Source organism: Vibrio sp. 10N.222.52.C3 (assembly GCF_041474195.1).
GTDB classification, from domain to species: domain Bacteria; phylum Pseudomonadota; class Gammaproteobacteria; order Enterobacterales; family Vibrionaceae; genus Vibrio; species Vibrio crassostreae_C.
This window is the reverse complement of sequence record NZ_JBFRTQ010000001.1, coordinates 14,785-29,003: the sequence shown is the minus strand read 5'-3', so window position 1 is coordinate 29,003 and position 14,219 is coordinate 14,785. Positions and strand designations below refer to the sequence as shown.

Here is a 14,219-nt window from a genome sequence, read left to right as displayed (position 1 = left end):
AATTTACATCTATCGAGGGTTTTATACATAAATTTGTCGTTTCAAAGGTAGTAAATAAGAAGAGATGATTTTCTTATCAATCTTCACGTCTTCAATTGACTGAACAAATACCGTTGTTTCAAAAAATTCGGTGAAGATAACCAGTCGATTTACGTCCATGAGCCTTAACTATTTGTATTGAATGGTTTTGTTGAACTCCTCAAATATGACTCACCGACAGGCCTTTACAAAACTTTACGAATGCAAAGAATGTAAATTTAATGCAAATGGTAATAGTTATCACTTATATTCACTCCCGAAATAATTCAGTGGTACCGGCAACGGTTCAGCGAACACATCGAATAAATAACAAAGTGTTCGTCTAAAAGAATAAAAGCGGAGTAAAGGACATGTTTTCAAAGAGCCCATTGGCTTTAGTGATCGGCGCAGTATTAGCTTCACCAGCAGTATTGGCAGAAACAGTAAAAACAGACGAGCATATGGTTGTTGAAGGTCGTGACTACGGTTATAAAGCCGACACGAACACAACAGCAATCCGCATGGAGGCGACTCAATTAGAGACTCCGGGACAAGTTTTAGTAATCGATGAGCAAATCATCGATGAACAGCGTGCAACAACGCTTGGTGACGTGCTTAAGAATGACGCGAGTGTAAGTGCTGGCGGTACAAGCCGTAACCGTGAACGTTTCTCTCTACGTGGTTTCTCGGTAGAAAGCTCTTCGGGCTTCCTTAAAAATGGCCAGCAACATTGGTCTCACTACCGTCAACCAATCGAACTGCTAGAGCGTGTTGAAGTACTAAAAGGACCTTCTGGTCTTCTTTACGGTATTTCTGCACCAGGTGGTTTGATCAACATGGTAAGCAAAAAGCCAACTTACGATACGCAAGTAAGTGTTAGCCAAGATATTGGTTCTAATGACCATTCTCGTACAACGGTAGACGTAAGTGGCGCTTTGAACGACGCTGAAACTCTACGTGGTCGCGCGATTCTATCTAAAGAAAGCTACGGCTCTTGGAGAACTTATGGTGACGGAACTGAACCACAAACAGAACGTTTTGTTGGTGGTGTATTCGTTGATTACGATGTAACTGAAGACGTAATGGTTTCTGTTCACTACGATAAGACCAACGACGAAGGCAGCGTAGATTCTGGTGCACTATACACACTAGACGGCAACCGAGTGGGTAGCGACAAGCATATCTGGGATGCGCAGTGGTCACAGATTGAAAACGATGTTGAGAACGTAGGTTTTGATATTGCTGCTAACCTGACTGATACATGGTCATTAAAAACAGGTTTCAACTACCAAGATTTCGAACGTATTGATATGGAAAGCTACCCAAGCTTTTCAAATATGAATCCTGATGGTACGGGCACCGTGACTCAAGGCGGTAACTACCGTCATGACAAATGGCGTTTCAGAACGGCTTACGTTGATCTAACAACAACCGCTGATCTTGCGGGCACAGAGCACCAACTATTATTCGGTGCTAACTGGTTAGGCTACAGCTATTACCGTGGTATGGATCGCTTCAGCAGCGCTGAATACGCACCAGATGCAACAGTACCAGCGCCGTCAGTGGGTCCAACATCGCTAGGTAAGATGAGTACTTACGATACTTGGGGCTTCTACATCCAAGATTTGATTACTATTAATGATGAATGGCAAGTTCTTGCGGGTGCTCGTTTCGACCGTAAAGTAAGTGATGGCGTAGCAGAAGAAAATGTAGCGCCTAAGCTTGGCCTGATTTACCACCCAGCATCAAACGGTAGTATCTACGCTTCTTACTCTGAAAGTTTCGAACCACAAGGTGTTGTGTCTAGCGGAAGCCGCAACTACACCAACGATGGCGAACTTCTTGACGCAGCAACGGGCGTGTCTTACGAAGTCGGTACTAAGTGGGAACTGATGGACGAACGTCTATTCGTTTCTGGTGCGGTATTCGATATTACCCAAGAAAACATTTCAATGGATGTAGAAGACACTTCATCAGGCGATTGGACGAAGACACAAGGTGGCGAACAAGTTCACCGTGGTGCTGAGTTAGCAGCGCAAGGCTTTATCTCCGAAAAATTCTCTATGTCTGGTTCTGCAATGTACTTAGATGCTGAAATCACGAACCATGAAACGTATGAAGGTAACCGTCCAGTTGACGTACCTGAGTTTGCAGCAAGCGTTTGGTCTACCTATGCAGCAACAAACGAAGTTGATGTGAACCTAGGTCTTATCTACGAAGGTTCTCGTTACGGTGACAGTGCGAACACTTTCAAGAAAGATGGCTATGCACGTGTAGATATGGGTGTTGCATACACGCTTAAGTACGACGATTCTCTTGATTTCGTAGCGCGTCTAACAGTCGAGAACGTATTTGATAAAGAATACCTAGCGGGTGGCGGTTCAACATCTTCAAACCACCAATTTGCTGAAGACGTAGTAATCGGCGAAGGCCGTAACTACATGGCGACTTTACAGGTAAAATACTAATTTGTTAGTAGGGTACTATTGTTAGCCTAAATACTAAGGGGAAAGTTTCGGCTTTCTCCTTTCGTGATTCTGCTATTCAGTAAAATATCCCTAGTAATGCGAGTGACTTTTAATGATAATGAGAGTGCTTATCAATAATAGTATTTATCAATAAAATGTATTTGACCTTCTTCTATAGTAAATGACTACAATTATGAATCTTTTAAAAACTAGCCTAGCGCTTGCCATCAGTTTGGTTGCAACGTCTTCTATGGCAAACAGCTTGGATCAAGCTCAATCAATTCAAAACAAGACCAATAACGCGTCGGCTTCGAGCCAAAAGGTTATTGATAAAAGCTCACAAGCGACTTTAATGCTGCAAGCTGAGATTGAGCGTCTGCAAGAAGAAGTTAAAAACTTAGAAATCTATCACGATCACCTTGCTGCATTGGTTGAAAGCCAAAACCAAGAAGCTCAAAGCATTGAAGAGCAGATCGAAGAAATCAAATACACACGCCAAGGTGTTGTGCCATTGATGTATCAAATGATCGATGGTCTTGAACAGTTGGTAGAGAAAGACGTGCCGATTAAGAAAGAACAGCGTCTAGAAAGAGTAGAAAAGCTACAAGCAATGATGACTCGTGCTGACGTAAGTGACGCTGAGAAATACCGCCGTATCCTAGAGGCATACCAAATCGAGATGGACTACGGCATTAAGTTGGGTGTTTACCAAGGTCGTGTCGCATTGGCGAGTGATAAAACAATCGAGGCAGATGTTCTGCACTTAGGTCGTATCTCTTTAGTTGCTCGTAACCTAAATGGCAGCCAATACTGGGCTTGGAATCAAACAGAAGCTCAATGGCAAGAACTTGATTCTTCTATGAAGTCTGAGCTAGATAAAGCGTACGATATTGCTGGCCAACAAGCTGCCCCAAGCTTGATTACTTTACCTGTTTCTTTAATTGTTGCGGAGGTTAAGTAATGAACTTAAAATCATTAGCAGCATTGCTTTGCATTACATCACTTTCATTTTCTGCTTTCTCAGCTTCAGACTCAACGGCTCAGCTCGTTAACAAAGCAAAATCAGAAAACCGTACTCAAGCTTCTCACAACGTAGTGCGTGAAGCTGATTTCAAAAAGACAGAACAAGAACTGAAAGCGATCAAAGCTCAGCTTGAAGCGAAGCGTACGTCTATCCAAGGTGCGACAGATGTTCTGACTCAAACGTTCAGTGATAACGAAAACAAGCTTGCTCGCTTAGAAGAGAAGCTGCGTTTAGAAACCGGTAGCTTAGGCGAGCTGTTCGGTGTCGTTCGTCAAAACGCAAAAGAACTCGGCGCAGAGCTTAGCTCAACCGTGAATAGTGTTGATCGTGCTGAACACACTGCAACTGTTGATCAAATCATTGATGCTAAATCACTGCCTTCAATGCCACAGCTGACCGGTTTGTGGATGAGCATGGTTGAACAGATCCAAGCGAGCTCTGAGCTTAGCAAATCTCAAATTGCATTCATTAATGGTGAAGGCAATACAAACAAGGTTGACGCTTACCGACTAGGTTCGATTGGTCTTGTGACAGAGCAAGGCTATGTTAGCTGGAACACTCAGCGTGAAGATGCGATCGCTTACCTTAAGCAACCACAAAATGGTCCAACGTTAGCGTCACTTTCTTCGTTAGCGAATGGTGAAGTATCTAACGTGGTTGTCGATCCTTCTCGCGGGTTTATGCTAGAGCAATTAGCACTTACGCCAAGTTTAACTGACCGTCTACAAGCGGGTGGTGTGGTTGGTAAAGTGATTCTTGGCCTACTAGCTATTGGTCTAATCATCGCATTAGTTCGTGGTGTCTCTCTTGCTATCGCACGCCAGAAAATTCGCGCGCAACTTAAGAACCCTGAGCAAGCGGGTGATAACCCACTAGGTCGTGTTCTTGCGATGTACAACAAGGAACAAAACCAAACGGTTGAAGCGTTAGAGTTGCGACTTTTAGAAGCGGTAGTTGATGAGCAGACTCACCTAGAGAAAGGTCTATCGATGCTTAAGCTATTGGCGGCACTAGCACCAATGTTGGGCCTTTTAGGTACAGTAACCGGCATGATCGAAACATTCCAAGTGATCACTCAGTTTGGTAATGGCGACCCTAAAGTTATGGCGGGTGGTATCTCGATGGCGCTTGTAACTACGGTACTTGGTCTGGTTGCGGCAATGCCTCTTCTACTGGCACACAACATTCTTAGCACTCAAGCAGAAAACATTCGCAATATTCTTGAGAAGCAAGGTATTGGTCTTGTTGCTGAGCAGGCTGAAAAGACCTTTGAATCAAACGCTGTTGTTTCACCAGTTGGGACTGCTGCGTAATGGATATTTTGTCGGGTTCTCTATTACCAGCGAGTTGGTTAACGAGTGACTGGCTGCTGTCTTTATCAAGCTTTATGGAGCAGGGCGGTTTCGTCCTGTGGTGGCTAGCGGCTGTCGTCCTAGTGTATTGGGTGCTTGTGGTAGAACGTGTGCTTTATCTTGCGTTCTACTTTCCTAAGCAACGCCAAGCTTGGATAGCGAAATGGCATGAAAGAGAAGATCACTCTTCTTGGCATGCCAAAGCCATTCGTGAAGGTTGGTTAGGGCAAGCGAGTATCTTGCTTAACCAAAACTTGAATTTTATTAAGCTGTTAGTCGCTATTTGCCCGATGTTGGGCTTGCTAGGCACTGTAACCGGTATGATCTCTGTTTTTGATGTTATGGCGACACAAGGCAGCAGTGACCCTAAATTGATGGCTTCAGGTATCTCGTTAGCAACACTGCCAACCATGGCAGGCATGGTTGCAGCGTTAGCGGGCATGTTCGTTCACGCTCGCTTAGCGAAAGTATGTAACCGCTTAGAATTGAAATTAGAAAAATCTTTAAGGAGTCAACGATGAGACTCGGTCGACGTCATTCTAAAAACGAAGAGGCTCAAATAGACCTTACTTCGATGCTTGATATTGTCTTTATCATGCTTATTTTCTTTATTGTGACCAGTTCATTTGTTCGTGAGTCAGGGGTGGAAGTCAATCGCCCACAAGCTTCTAACGTAGTAAGCCAAAAGGATGCAGGCATCTTTGTTGCGATTACTTCTGCAAACGACATTTTCATCGACAAGCGTGTCGTAGATGTTGAACGTGTCCAAGCGACGTTAGAGCACTTGTTGCTAGAACAACCTGATGCTTCTTTGGTTATTCAAGCGGATGAACACGCTTACAACGGTACTGTTGTTAAAGTGATGGATGCCGCGAAAGGTGCAGGTGTTAAAAACATTGCGCTTGCTGCTGATAAGCGATGATCTTGGAGGATCTTCATAAATGATTCGCCTATTTCTTGCTTTACCGCTAGCGGGCGCGTTGGGCTTAGCGCTGTTTTCTTTCATGGCTTGGATGGTCGATAATGGCCACCAACGTTCACCAGACGATAGCGAGACGTTAAGTTTCAACATGGTAATGGTGGAACAAGAACAAGAAGTTCAAAGAAGACAACGCGCAGTCCCTGAAAAACCAGAAATGCCAGAGCCGCCACCGGAAGCGCAAACGTCTCAGTTACAAGCTGAAGTTACGCCTCTGAATTCGATGTCTTCTTTGCCTTCATTGGATTTGAACACATCCATTGATGGCTTAGCGATTAACGCACCGACATTCTCTGATTTTGGGTCAAACCAACAAGCAATGCCTTTGTATCGAGTAGAGCCTCGTTATCCAGCGAAAGCGCTTAAGCGTGGAGCTGAAGGCCATGTGATTATGTCTTTTACTATCGATGAAACGGGACGTCCAATTGACATTCAAGTCACTGACGCAAACCCACGTCGTATGTTTGAACGTGAAGCGATGAGAGCACTTAAAAAATGGAAATATCAACCGAAAGTCGTCGATGGAAAAGCGATAGCTCAGGTTGGTCAAACCGTGAAACTAGAGTTTAAGTTGGCAAAATGATGAAACATATATGGATATTAGTGGGCTTGTTGTTAATGCCCCTTACAACACAGGCACAAGAGCTAACCCAATATACTGCTATTAGTGTTCAAAAGGCGCATAAGCTTGCTCAAGATGAACAGGTTAAACAGGCCATTGACGTACTAGAAGGTTTAGAGCTTTCTAAGGGCTACGACAAAGCGTACGTAGCTCGTATGCTAGGTGTTTTTTACTGGCAAGATGGCAAAACCGATAAGGCGATTAAGCAGCTTACATACGCCGTCGATACCAATTTGCTGGTGGATGAACAAGCTTGGATAACGAAGCGTATGCTTGCGGATCTGTTATTAAACGATCAACAGTTCAAAAACGCGCTTCCACATTACTACGAGTTAGTAAAAACAGCGCCAGAGGCAGAAAAGAAAGACGTGCTTTGGATGCGAATTGCACAAGCGGAATACCAAATCGAAAACTGGTCAAAAGTACTGGTTGCTATTGGTAATCGCGACAAGTTCAATGCGAAATCAGAACTGTCGCCTCTTTCGCTAAAATTGGGTGCACAACTACAGTTAAAGCAATGGAAGCAATCTATTCAAACACTGGAAAGCCTGATTGAACTTCAGCCAGAAAAAGACAACTGGTGGCGTCAACTTGTGGGTATTCAGTTAAGACTAGAGCGTAACCGCGATGCATTGAACACACTAGCGTTGGCTGATCTTCAAGGGGTAGAGCTGAAAAACTCAGACCGCCGATTACTGGCTCAGCTTTATGCTAAACGTGGTATTCCAGAGCGTGCAGCACAAGAGATCGCTAAGTTAGATGATGCGAACAGCGATGTTCAACTCCTGGCTGAGCAAGCAACCTACTGGCAGTTAGCGAAAGAGTGGGACAGTGCTATTGAAGTATGGACGTTAGCGTCTAAAAAGGACACGCAATATCATTGGAATGTGGCTCAATTACTGGTTCAGCAAGGTTACTACGATCGTGCTCTGGTTGTTTTGGATAAAGTGAAAGACAAGAACAAGCAAGCTGATGTTGCTTTAGCGAAAGTACGTTCATGGTACAAGCTAAAGAATCTTGATAATGCTCTTGCTCAAGCGAAACGTGCGAACAACATTGAGCCTTCTTCTGAGGCAAAAGGTTGGATTAAATATCTGACTCAGCTAAGAACGGTAAGTGATAACGGAAACGTCTAACAGCTCATCGCAAACAGAAGACAAGAACAGCACATAAGAACCAACAAAAGCAAAAGGGTGTCATTTGATCGTTCAAATGACACCCTTTTTAATTCTAGCGACTTAAACTCACCTTGAGACTTTAGCTCATCTAGCGTTATTGTTCGATTGGCCTGGATTGATTAAGGCTCGCACATCGTGCCACTAAGCGTCGCACTTTGAATCACGCCGCTGGTATCAGCAACCCAATTAATGGTGCAGTCACGATAAGGGTTTTTGAATGCGTGTACTGTATAACCATTGTCTAACGGTTTCTTGGTTTCAATCCAAGCATAGTTTCGAGACGCCCAAAAACTGATAGGGCGTGACCGTTCGGTGAGATAACGTTCTTGTACATCGGTTATATCTGAACCGATGTATTCTTGAATATGTTCTTCAGTGCTGATTATTTGGCTGGTGCACGCCGTCACTAGCGCAGCAAAAGCCAAAACAAAAATACGCATTTCAAATCCTTTTAAGCTTCATTAGCTATCATCAAACCAGTGATCAAATAGTCCCAACTTTCTATCCTTAAAGCTACGACTGTTACCTTAAACCCATCTCAATCAAGCATGTTGAGATTGAGCCTTTTTGAGCTTTGACCCTGTTATCAATAACCTCTAATAAAACGAATCAAATCCCTTTAGCACACGTTAGCAAGAATATGCATACAGTTCGATTACTTCCCATGTAATGTTATGTAAATTTCCTTACGCCGCTCGGCAAACGTAAACAATGTAAATTGAATGCCAATACGAATGATTATCAACTAAATTGTCGCCATAAAATTTATAGGTATTGGTTTGTATGTCGTTAAAAAGTAGGGCGGTTCAGTCATGGGCTCGTCGACTTCATGTTTATATTTCTATGGCGCTTCTGTTCATGGTTCTTTTTTTCTCAGTAACCGGTATCACCCTGAACCGACCTGAGTTATTTGAATCAAGCCAACCCAATATCCAACGCTCTACGCTAACGCTTCCTACAAGTTTATTTACGGTTCAAGACGGACGTTTAAAAGCTGACGAGACAGCCTTTGAAACGTTTCTGTTTGAAGAAGCTAACCTCTCCGGCGTTCCTTCAGGTTTGGACATCTACGCAGAGATCGAAGACGGTGAGTTGCTCATCGGTGAAGTGTCTATGGACTTCAAAGGACCGGGCTACAACGCTTCCGTGTTTGTTGACGTTACGTCTGAATTTGTAGAAGTCGAAACCACGAATTACGGCGTTATCGCATTGTTGAACGATCTACATAAAGGTCGTAACAGCGGTGAAGTATGGAAATGGTTTATCGATATCACTGCGCTACTGATGATCTTCTTTGTGCTTACTGGCGTGTGCTTACTGTTACCTAAGAAAAAAACACTCAATACCTCCATTAAATGGACGGTGTTTGGGTCTGCAATCTCACTGGTTATCTATTTTGTCGCCGTACCTTAACCCTTAATTAGCTTGATGAAGTGGGTTGATGAATCAGCTTGAAGAACGAATTAAAGGTTAAACGGATTTAAAAGGTTGTTAAACATGAAAAAAATGAACTGGAGCAAGGCGCTTCTTGCTTTATCTCTTTTGCCAAGCCTAGGTATGGCACAAGCGATTCCTGATACGGCAAAACTTGATGTGAGCTTCGAGCTTCCAAAGATTGATACCTCTATGTATGCGCGTCCCTATGTGGCGGTGTGGGTAGAGAACAGCGAACGAAAGTCAGTGAAAACCATTGAACTTTGGGTCGGTAAAGACGAATGGCTGAAAGATCTACGCAGCTGGTGGAGAAAGGTTGGCCGTTACGATCGTGATCTTGTTGACGCTGTGACATCCGCAACGCGTCCAGCTGGCAAGTACCGTTTCGCTTGGGATGGTAAGAGTGATGATGGCCAAGCACTAGAACAAGGCGAGTACACGGTTCATATCGAAGTGGTTCGTGAACACGGTGGCCGTAACTACCTTCGCCAAAAAGTATCACTCACAGATTCAAACGTATCTTACGAATTAAAAGCAACGGAAGAGACGGGTGAAATCACCCTGAACTACATCGCTAAATAGTAAGTGCGAATAGTAACTAGTAAGTACGAACTAAAACCAAGCTGAACAGAATAGACAGTGGTCATCGTAGGCTCAGATAGAGCGACACGGCTAACAATTATGAATAATGGAATTGAACATGATGAAACAGACAAAAATCAAAGCACTTGCTCTAGCGGGTGTGATGGCATTCGGCCTAGCAGCAACGACAACGGCACAAGCTCACCCACGTTGGATTTTGCCATCTCACTTTACTGTATCTAAAGAAGGTGGTGATTGGCTAACGTTCGATGTTACTGCGTCTCACGGTACGTTTGTTTTTGATAAGCCTGCTGGCAGCGAAAATGCTCATGTCATCATGCCAGATGGCCGCAGCGAGCGTCCTAACTTCGTTATTCGTGGCAAGCGTCGTTCAATCTTCGACTTCTATTTTGAAGAAGAAGGTACACACAAAGTGGCGATCAACAACCAGCCGTCTTACTACACGCAATACAAAGCGGGTCGCCGTGACACGGTGAAGTGGATTAAAGCAAACAAAGCTGAGCGTGACTCAGTTCTACCTGAAAAATCACGTGACGTGGTAACGCAAATCAGCTTCACTCGTGCAGAAAGCTACATCACGGTAGGTAAGCCAACGGATTCAGTGTTCAAAATTGAAGGCAAGCTTCTAGAAATGAAGCCTGTGACACACCCTTCAGATATCGTTGAAGGCGAACCTGTGACATTCCAGTTCTTCTACAACGGTGAAATCCAGAAAGACGTGAAAGCGGAGATTACTCGTGAAGGTACGCTTTACCGCAACCACCAAGAGCAGATTGATGTGGTGAGTGATGAGAACGGTGAAATCACGTTTACTCCAGACGTAGCAGGTCGTTACGTAATGAAAGCGAACTACAAAGGTGAGTTGATTGACAACCCACTGGCAGACAAAGCAAGCGCGAACGTTCACCTAACGTTCGAAGCGCTGCTTCAATAGTCTGTGATATCGGGGCTAGATCCCTGATTAAGAATCAAAAAAACTTAAGGGCTCATTTGAGCCCTTTATCGCTCAGTTTACTTCTGAGAATTTGCACTGTGGCTAGGGTACGAACCATGACAATAAAAACAAAACTTAACGCTTTAATGACTCCTTGCTTAGCATTGGGACTTGGTTTCGCTGCATTACCTGCGCAAGCACACTTTCCACTGATGAGCTGCTGGTTTGAAGGTAAGACTGTTGCTTGTGAAGCGGGTTATTCGGATGGCAGCAAAGCGATTGATTACGCAGTTGAGATGTACGATTACGAAGACAACTTGATTGCAAAAGAGATGACAGATAAACGTTCTATCGTTGAATTCCCACATCCTGACACTGAGTTCTACCTTGTGTTCGATTCAGGTCATGAGTTTCCAGTTGAAGTTGATGTTGTAGAGATCAGTGAAAAATGATGATTCAAAGCGTACGTGCTGATACGGGCGGCAGAGAGGGCAAATGGGTAGGACTGATCATTGTGTTCATCCTTTGCTTTGCAACTGTCGCAATCCCATTTCATCAGGCTGAATCCCACGTTAAAGCAGTGCTTGATCATCAAATTCTAGTGACTGATGTTGAACAAGAAAACTTGGCGATGCTATCAGAGCTGCGTTTAGCGCATGAAGAAATCCGTGACCTGCGCATGGACTCAGATGGTGAATGGCCGAGTGTTGCATCACTTAAAGATGAATGGGTTGCCCCGTTTGTAGAAGATCAGAGTTGGAAGCGCAAAGGTTCTCATGCTTGGGTACTGGACGAGCGTGGTTACTACTTTTCTACTCCAAGTGAACAAGCTACATCTAGTGAATATGCTGCACAAAGCGATCATGGTTTTGCGGATTCCTTTATTTTAAATGCGAACAGCGTTTCTCCTGAAATCTGGATCTTCTTGGGCGGTGTAGCGAAACAGCCCGCTACTTTTGACCAACACACGCTTGAGTCTACTGGTTGGAAAATGGTCGTGAACGAATCAGAAATTGAACAGCATCATGAAAGCGATGCTCACTAATAATAAGAGAATTACTATGCGAATTATGACTCTGTTCATGTCGTTATTAGCGGTGTTCATGGCACCCAATGCATTGGCAAAAGAATATAAGATCGACAGCAACAAGCTGACGATTGGTATCACGCTTCAACCTTACTACAGCTACGTAAAAGCAGTAGTAGGCGACAAAGTGAACATCCTTCCTTTGGTTGATGCCGGCTTTAATCCGCATAACTACTTGCCACAACCGAACGACTTGAAGAGATTGAGTCAGATGGACGCCATCGTGGTAAACGGTATTGGTCACGATGACTTCGCGCTTAAAGTGATTTCAGCCGCGCAACGTGATGACCTAGTCGTGATCGAAGCAAACAAAGAAGTGCCTCTACTTCCTGCTCTTGGTCAGTCTGTGGGTCAAGGTGCCGTTAACCCACATACCTTTGTTGGGCTTTCGACAACAATTCAAAAGGTTTACACCATCGCGAGTGAGGTCTCTAAGCTCGACCCTGACAACGCGGCTTTTTATCGTAAGAATGCACGTAAATACGCAAAGCAATTTCGCTTTATGAAGCGCGATGCGATGTTGTCATTAGGTGAGTTAGATACTTCAGGTATGAAGGTCGCGACTACACATAATGCTTATGGCTACATCCTTCAAGAGTTTGGTGTGGATGTTGCGGCAGTAATCGAGCCTGCACACGGTGTTGAACCAAGTGCTAGTCAACTGCAAGAGACGATCGAAAAGATCCGCGCATCGGGTATTGATGTTCTGTTCTACGAGCTAAATATGTCAAACCGTTTTGTTGACACCATTGAAGCTGAAACAGGCGTTCAGCTTTACCGTTTTTCTCACATGACGCACGGCGAATATGAAGACGATAAAGTGGAAGTTGAGATGAAGAAAAACCTAGAAACGTTAATCGAAGCAATGAAATTTGCGGCGGCGAACCAAGCTAAAAGCGGGAACGCATAATGCTAGGTCCATCAATCTCAATTAATAAACTCGGCCTGCAATACGATAACAACGTGATTCTTGATGATATCTCACTAGAACTTAAAGCGGGTGAGTGTCATGTGATTATAGGACCAAACGGTGGAGGCAAAACTTCTTTGTTGCGATCTGTACTTGGACTTACGCCTTTCTCTGGTCAAATCAATATCCACTGGCCAGAAAAGCCCAGTATTGGTTACGTTCCCCAAAAAGCGACTTTCGAATCGAGCTTACCTTTGACGGTAATGGACTTCGTATTGCTTAATCAAACGCGAATCCCATTGTTTTGGCGCCGTAAATCTAAGCAATTGGATCTTGCTCTTGCCCAGTTAGACCGCGTTGGCATGGCGACACGCAGCGACCGCCGCATGGGACAGTTATCGGGTGGTGAGCAGCAACGCGTGTTGTTTGCTCAAGCGTTATTGGATAACCCAAGTCTATTGGTGTTGGATGAACCTACGACCGGTATGGACGAGCAGGGCGTGCGTTATCTGGAATCGCTGATTCGTGAATGTGTTAATGAAGGTCGTACGATTCTTGCGGTACACCACGATGTCACGGCAGTGCGTCGACTCGAAGCGAACGTACATGTTGTGAATCGATTCTTGGTTGATAGTGGCCCACACGAACAAGTCTTACACCCAAGTAAAATCGAGAGCCTGTTCCAGCACTACAGCAGTGGCTCTGCGATGACCAAATCGAAGGAGGTTGCGTAATGGATTGGTTACGACAACTAGCCATTAGTGGCGTGGAAGCGGGCTGGTTATCAGACAGTTTCATGTATGCCTTCATGGTCAATGCTTTGGTTGCAGCGTTACTACTTGGTCCTCTGTTAGGTGGTCTGGGTACTTTGGTGATTGCTAAGCGTTTGGCTTTCTTCTCAGAAGCCGTCGGCCACGCGGCATTAACCGGTATCGCTATAGGTGTGTTGCTTGGCGAGCCACCAGAAAACCCAATTATTGGTCTGTTTAGCTTCTGTATGATCTTCGCGCTGCTTCTTCACTTTGTAAGAAACAGAACAAATGTGCCATACGATACTTTAGTTGGCGTTTTCCTTGCTTTAGCACTGGCAGTGGGTGCGGCATTGCTGATGTACGTGGCGCGTAAGATCAACATCCACATGCTTGAGAACGTACTATTTGGTTCGATTTTGACGGTAACAGACCAAGACTTAGCGATTCTCGCAGGTAGTTGCGCGATCATCATCTTGCTCTTGATACCGACATTCAACCGCATTCTCCTGACTTGTATCAGCCCTGATATAGCTAAGGTTCGTGGTTACAACACCAGCTTTTACGATTACTTGTTTGTCATGATGATCACCTTAGTGACAATTGCGGCCGTGAAGATCGTAGGTGCAGTTCTAGTGGGTGCGTTATTGTTGATTCCAGGTGCGACCGCTCGATTGTTAACTAAACGTATGGGGAGCTTTGTTCTCTTGTCGGCATTACTCGCAACCATCGCATGTTTGGTTGGAACCGTGTTGCCTATGGAACTCAAACTGCCAGTGCCATCGGGCGCTTCAATCATCATCGTTTCTGCAACGTTTTTCCTAGCAGCAACGCTATACCGAATTGTAAGAAAGGCGTAAT

General features: G+C 44.5%; 16 protein-coding genes. 15 read left to right on the top strand and 1 reads right to left on the bottom strand.

Features of this window, described 5'->3' with window-relative positions; genetic code table 11:
* Window positions 1-389 precede the first annotated feature (389 nt).
* The 7 genes from AB4517_RS00160 (at window position 390) to AB4517_RS00130 (ending at window position 7,599) form a co-directional block, all read left to right on the top strand.
* Window positions 390-2,486, top strand: coding sequence for a TonB-dependent siderophore receptor (locus AB4517_RS00160; protein WP_372147661.1), 2,097 nt, complete (start codon window positions 390-392; stop codon window positions 2,484-2,486).
* Between the two features lie 193 nt (window positions 2,487-2,679).
* On the top strand, window positions 2,680-3,447 hold the full coding sequence (locus AB4517_RS00155) for a DUF3450 domain-containing protein (protein WP_102333605.1): 768 nt from the start codon (window positions 2,680-2,682) through the stop codon (window positions 3,445-3,447).
* A complete protein-coding gene (locus AB4517_RS00150) occupies window positions 3,447-4,823 on the top strand; it encodes a MotA/TolQ/ExbB proton channel family protein (protein ID WP_372147659.1) in 1,377 nt (458 codons plus the stop codon). The genes AB4517_RS00155 and AB4517_RS00150 overlap by 1 nt, the downstream gene beginning before the upstream one ends.
* The gene (locus AB4517_RS00145; protein WP_010429842.1) at window positions 4,823-5,383 is read left to right on the top strand and encodes a MotA/TolQ/ExbB proton channel family protein; all 561 of its coding nucleotides are present in this window, start codon (window positions 4,823-4,825) and stop codon (window positions 5,381-5,383) included. Before AB4517_RS00150 ends, AB4517_RS00145 begins: the two co-directional genes overlap by 1 nt.
* Window positions 5,380-5,784 carry a biopolymer transporter ExbD gene (locus tag AB4517_RS00140; RefSeq protein WP_004739212.1) on the top strand — a complete coding sequence of 135 codons (405 nt, stop codon included), beginning with the start codon at window positions 5,380-5,382 and terminating at the stop codon, window positions 5,782-5,784. Before AB4517_RS00145 ends, AB4517_RS00140 begins: the two co-directional genes overlap by 4 nt.
* 19 nt (window positions 5,785-5,803) lie before the next feature.
* Window positions 5,804-6,424, top strand: coding sequence for an energy transducer TonB (locus AB4517_RS00135; RefSeq protein ID WP_372147658.1), 621 nt, complete (start codon window positions 5,804-5,806; stop codon window positions 6,422-6,424).
* Entirely contained in the window at window positions 6,421-7,599 is a 1,179-nt protein-coding gene (locus AB4517_RS00130) for a tetratricopeptide repeat protein (protein WP_372147655.1), read from the top strand. Before AB4517_RS00135 ends, AB4517_RS00130 begins: the two co-directional genes overlap by 4 nt.
* Window positions 7,600-7,760: 161 nt before the next feature.
* On the opposite strand, the gene AB4517_RS00125 is transcribed toward AB4517_RS00130, so the two are convergent.
* Window positions 7,761-8,081: a hypothetical protein gene (locus AB4517_RS00125; protein ID WP_372147654.1), complete on the bottom strand. Its 321-nt coding sequence runs from the start codon at window positions 8,079-8,081 to the stop codon at window positions 7,761-7,763.
* Between the two features lie 343 nt (window positions 8,082-8,424).
* Between AB4517_RS00125 and AB4517_RS00120 the strand changes: the two genes are divergently transcribed.
* From AB4517_RS00120 to AB4517_RS00085, 8 genes are all read left to right on the top strand, one after another.
* Complete coding sequence (locus AB4517_RS00120) at window positions 8,425-9,054, top strand: PepSY-associated TM helix domain-containing protein (protein WP_372147652.1); 630 nt, start codon at window positions 8,425-8,427, stop codon at window positions 9,052-9,054.
* Window positions 9,055-9,138: 84 nt separating this feature from the next.
* Window positions 9,139-9,657: a DUF2271 domain-containing protein gene (locus tag AB4517_RS00115; RefSeq protein ID WP_372123408.1), complete on the top strand. Its 519-nt coding sequence runs from the start codon at window positions 9,139-9,141 to the stop codon at window positions 9,655-9,657.
* A gap of 118 nt (window positions 9,658-9,775) precedes the next feature.
* Entirely contained in the window at window positions 9,776-10,612 is an 837-nt protein-coding gene (locus tag AB4517_RS00110) for a DUF4198 domain-containing protein (RefSeq protein ID WP_017062544.1), read from the top strand.
* 116 nt (window positions 10,613-10,728) lie between these two features.
* A complete protein-coding gene (locus AB4517_RS00105) occupies window positions 10,729-11,064 on the top strand; it encodes a hypothetical protein (protein WP_017062543.1) in 336 nt (111 codons plus the stop codon).
* On the top strand, window positions 11,061-11,657 hold the full coding sequence (locus tag AB4517_RS00100; RefSeq protein ID WP_372147651.1) for a DUF6162 family protein: 597 nt from the start codon (window positions 11,061-11,063) through the stop codon (window positions 11,655-11,657). The genes AB4517_RS00105 and AB4517_RS00100 overlap by 4 nt, the downstream gene beginning before the upstream one ends.
* A 16-nt stretch (window positions 11,658-11,673) precedes the next feature.
* Window positions 11,674-12,609 (top strand): metal ABC transporter solute-binding protein, Zn/Mn family, encoded by a 936-nt coding sequence (locus AB4517_RS00095; RefSeq protein ID WP_372147650.1) that lies wholly within the window; start codon window positions 11,674-11,676, stop codon window positions 12,607-12,609.
* Window positions 12,609-13,343 (top strand): metal ABC transporter ATP-binding protein, encoded by a 735-nt coding sequence (locus tag AB4517_RS00090; RefSeq protein ID WP_372147649.1) that lies wholly within the window; start codon window positions 12,609-12,611, stop codon window positions 13,341-13,343. The genes AB4517_RS00095 and AB4517_RS00090 overlap by 1 nt, the downstream gene beginning before the upstream one ends.
* Entirely contained in the window at window positions 13,343-14,218 is an 876-nt protein-coding gene (locus tag AB4517_RS00085; RefSeq protein WP_065206162.1) for a metal ABC transporter permease, read from the top strand. The genes AB4517_RS00090 and AB4517_RS00085 overlap by 1 nt, the downstream gene beginning before the upstream one ends.
* The last annotated feature ends 1 nt before the right edge of the window (window position 14,219 follow it).

What these genes read in the sequence shown, in the direction of transcription:
- AB4517_RS00160 (WP_372147661.1), top strand. Translation starts at nt 390, where the DNA reads ATGTTTTCAAAGAGCCCATTGGCTTTAGTGATCGGCGCAGTATTAGCT.
- AB4517_RS00155 (WP_102333605.1), top strand. Translation starts at nt 2,680, where the DNA reads ATGAATCTTTTAAAAACTAGCCTAGCGCTTGCCATCAGTTTGGTTGCA.
- AB4517_RS00150 (WP_372147659.1), top strand. Translation starts at nt 3,447, where the DNA reads ATGAACTTAAAATCATTAGCAGCATTGCTTTGCATTACATCACTTTCA.
- AB4517_RS00145 (WP_010429842.1), top strand. Translation starts at nt 4,823, where the DNA reads ATGGATATTTTGTCGGGTTCTCTATTACCAGCGAGTTGGTTAACGAGT.
- AB4517_RS00140 (WP_004739212.1), top strand. Translation starts at nt 5,380, where the DNA reads ATGAGACTCGGTCGACGTCATTCTAAAAACGAAGAGGCTCAAATAGAC.
- AB4517_RS00135 (WP_372147658.1), top strand. Translation starts at nt 5,804, where the DNA reads ATGATTCGCCTATTTCTTGCTTTACCGCTAGCGGGCGCGTTGGGCTTA.
- AB4517_RS00130 (WP_372147655.1), top strand. Translation starts at nt 6,421, where the DNA reads ATGATGAAACATATATGGATATTAGTGGGCTTGTTGTTAATGCCCCTT.
- AB4517_RS00125 (WP_372147654.1), bottom strand. Translation starts at nt 8,081, where the DNA reads ATGCGTATTTTTGTTTTGGCTTTTGCTGCGCTAGTGACGGCGTGCACC.
- AB4517_RS00120 (WP_372147652.1), top strand. Translation starts at nt 8,425, where the DNA reads ATGTCGTTAAAAAGTAGGGCGGTTCAGTCATGGGCTCGTCGACTTCAT.
- AB4517_RS00115 (WP_372123408.1), top strand. Translation starts at nt 9,139, where the DNA reads ATGAAAAAAATGAACTGGAGCAAGGCGCTTCTTGCTTTATCTCTTTTG.
- AB4517_RS00110 (WP_017062544.1), top strand. Translation starts at nt 9,776, where the DNA reads ATGATGAAACAGACAAAAATCAAAGCACTTGCTCTAGCGGGTGTGATG.
- AB4517_RS00105 (WP_017062543.1), top strand. Translation starts at nt 10,729, where the DNA reads ATGACAATAAAAACAAAACTTAACGCTTTAATGACTCCTTGCTTAGCA.
- AB4517_RS00100 (WP_372147651.1), top strand. Translation starts at nt 11,061, where the DNA reads ATGATGATTCAAAGCGTACGTGCTGATACGGGCGGCAGAGAGGGCAAA.
- AB4517_RS00095 (WP_372147650.1), top strand. Translation starts at nt 11,674, where the DNA reads ATGCGAATTATGACTCTGTTCATGTCGTTATTAGCGGTGTTCATGGCA.
- AB4517_RS00090 (WP_372147649.1), top strand. Translation starts at nt 12,609, where the DNA reads ATGCTAGGTCCATCAATCTCAATTAATAAACTCGGCCTGCAATACGAT.
- AB4517_RS00085 (WP_065206162.1), top strand. Translation starts at nt 13,343, where the DNA reads ATGGATTGGTTACGACAACTAGCCATTAGTGGCGTGGAAGCGGGCTGG.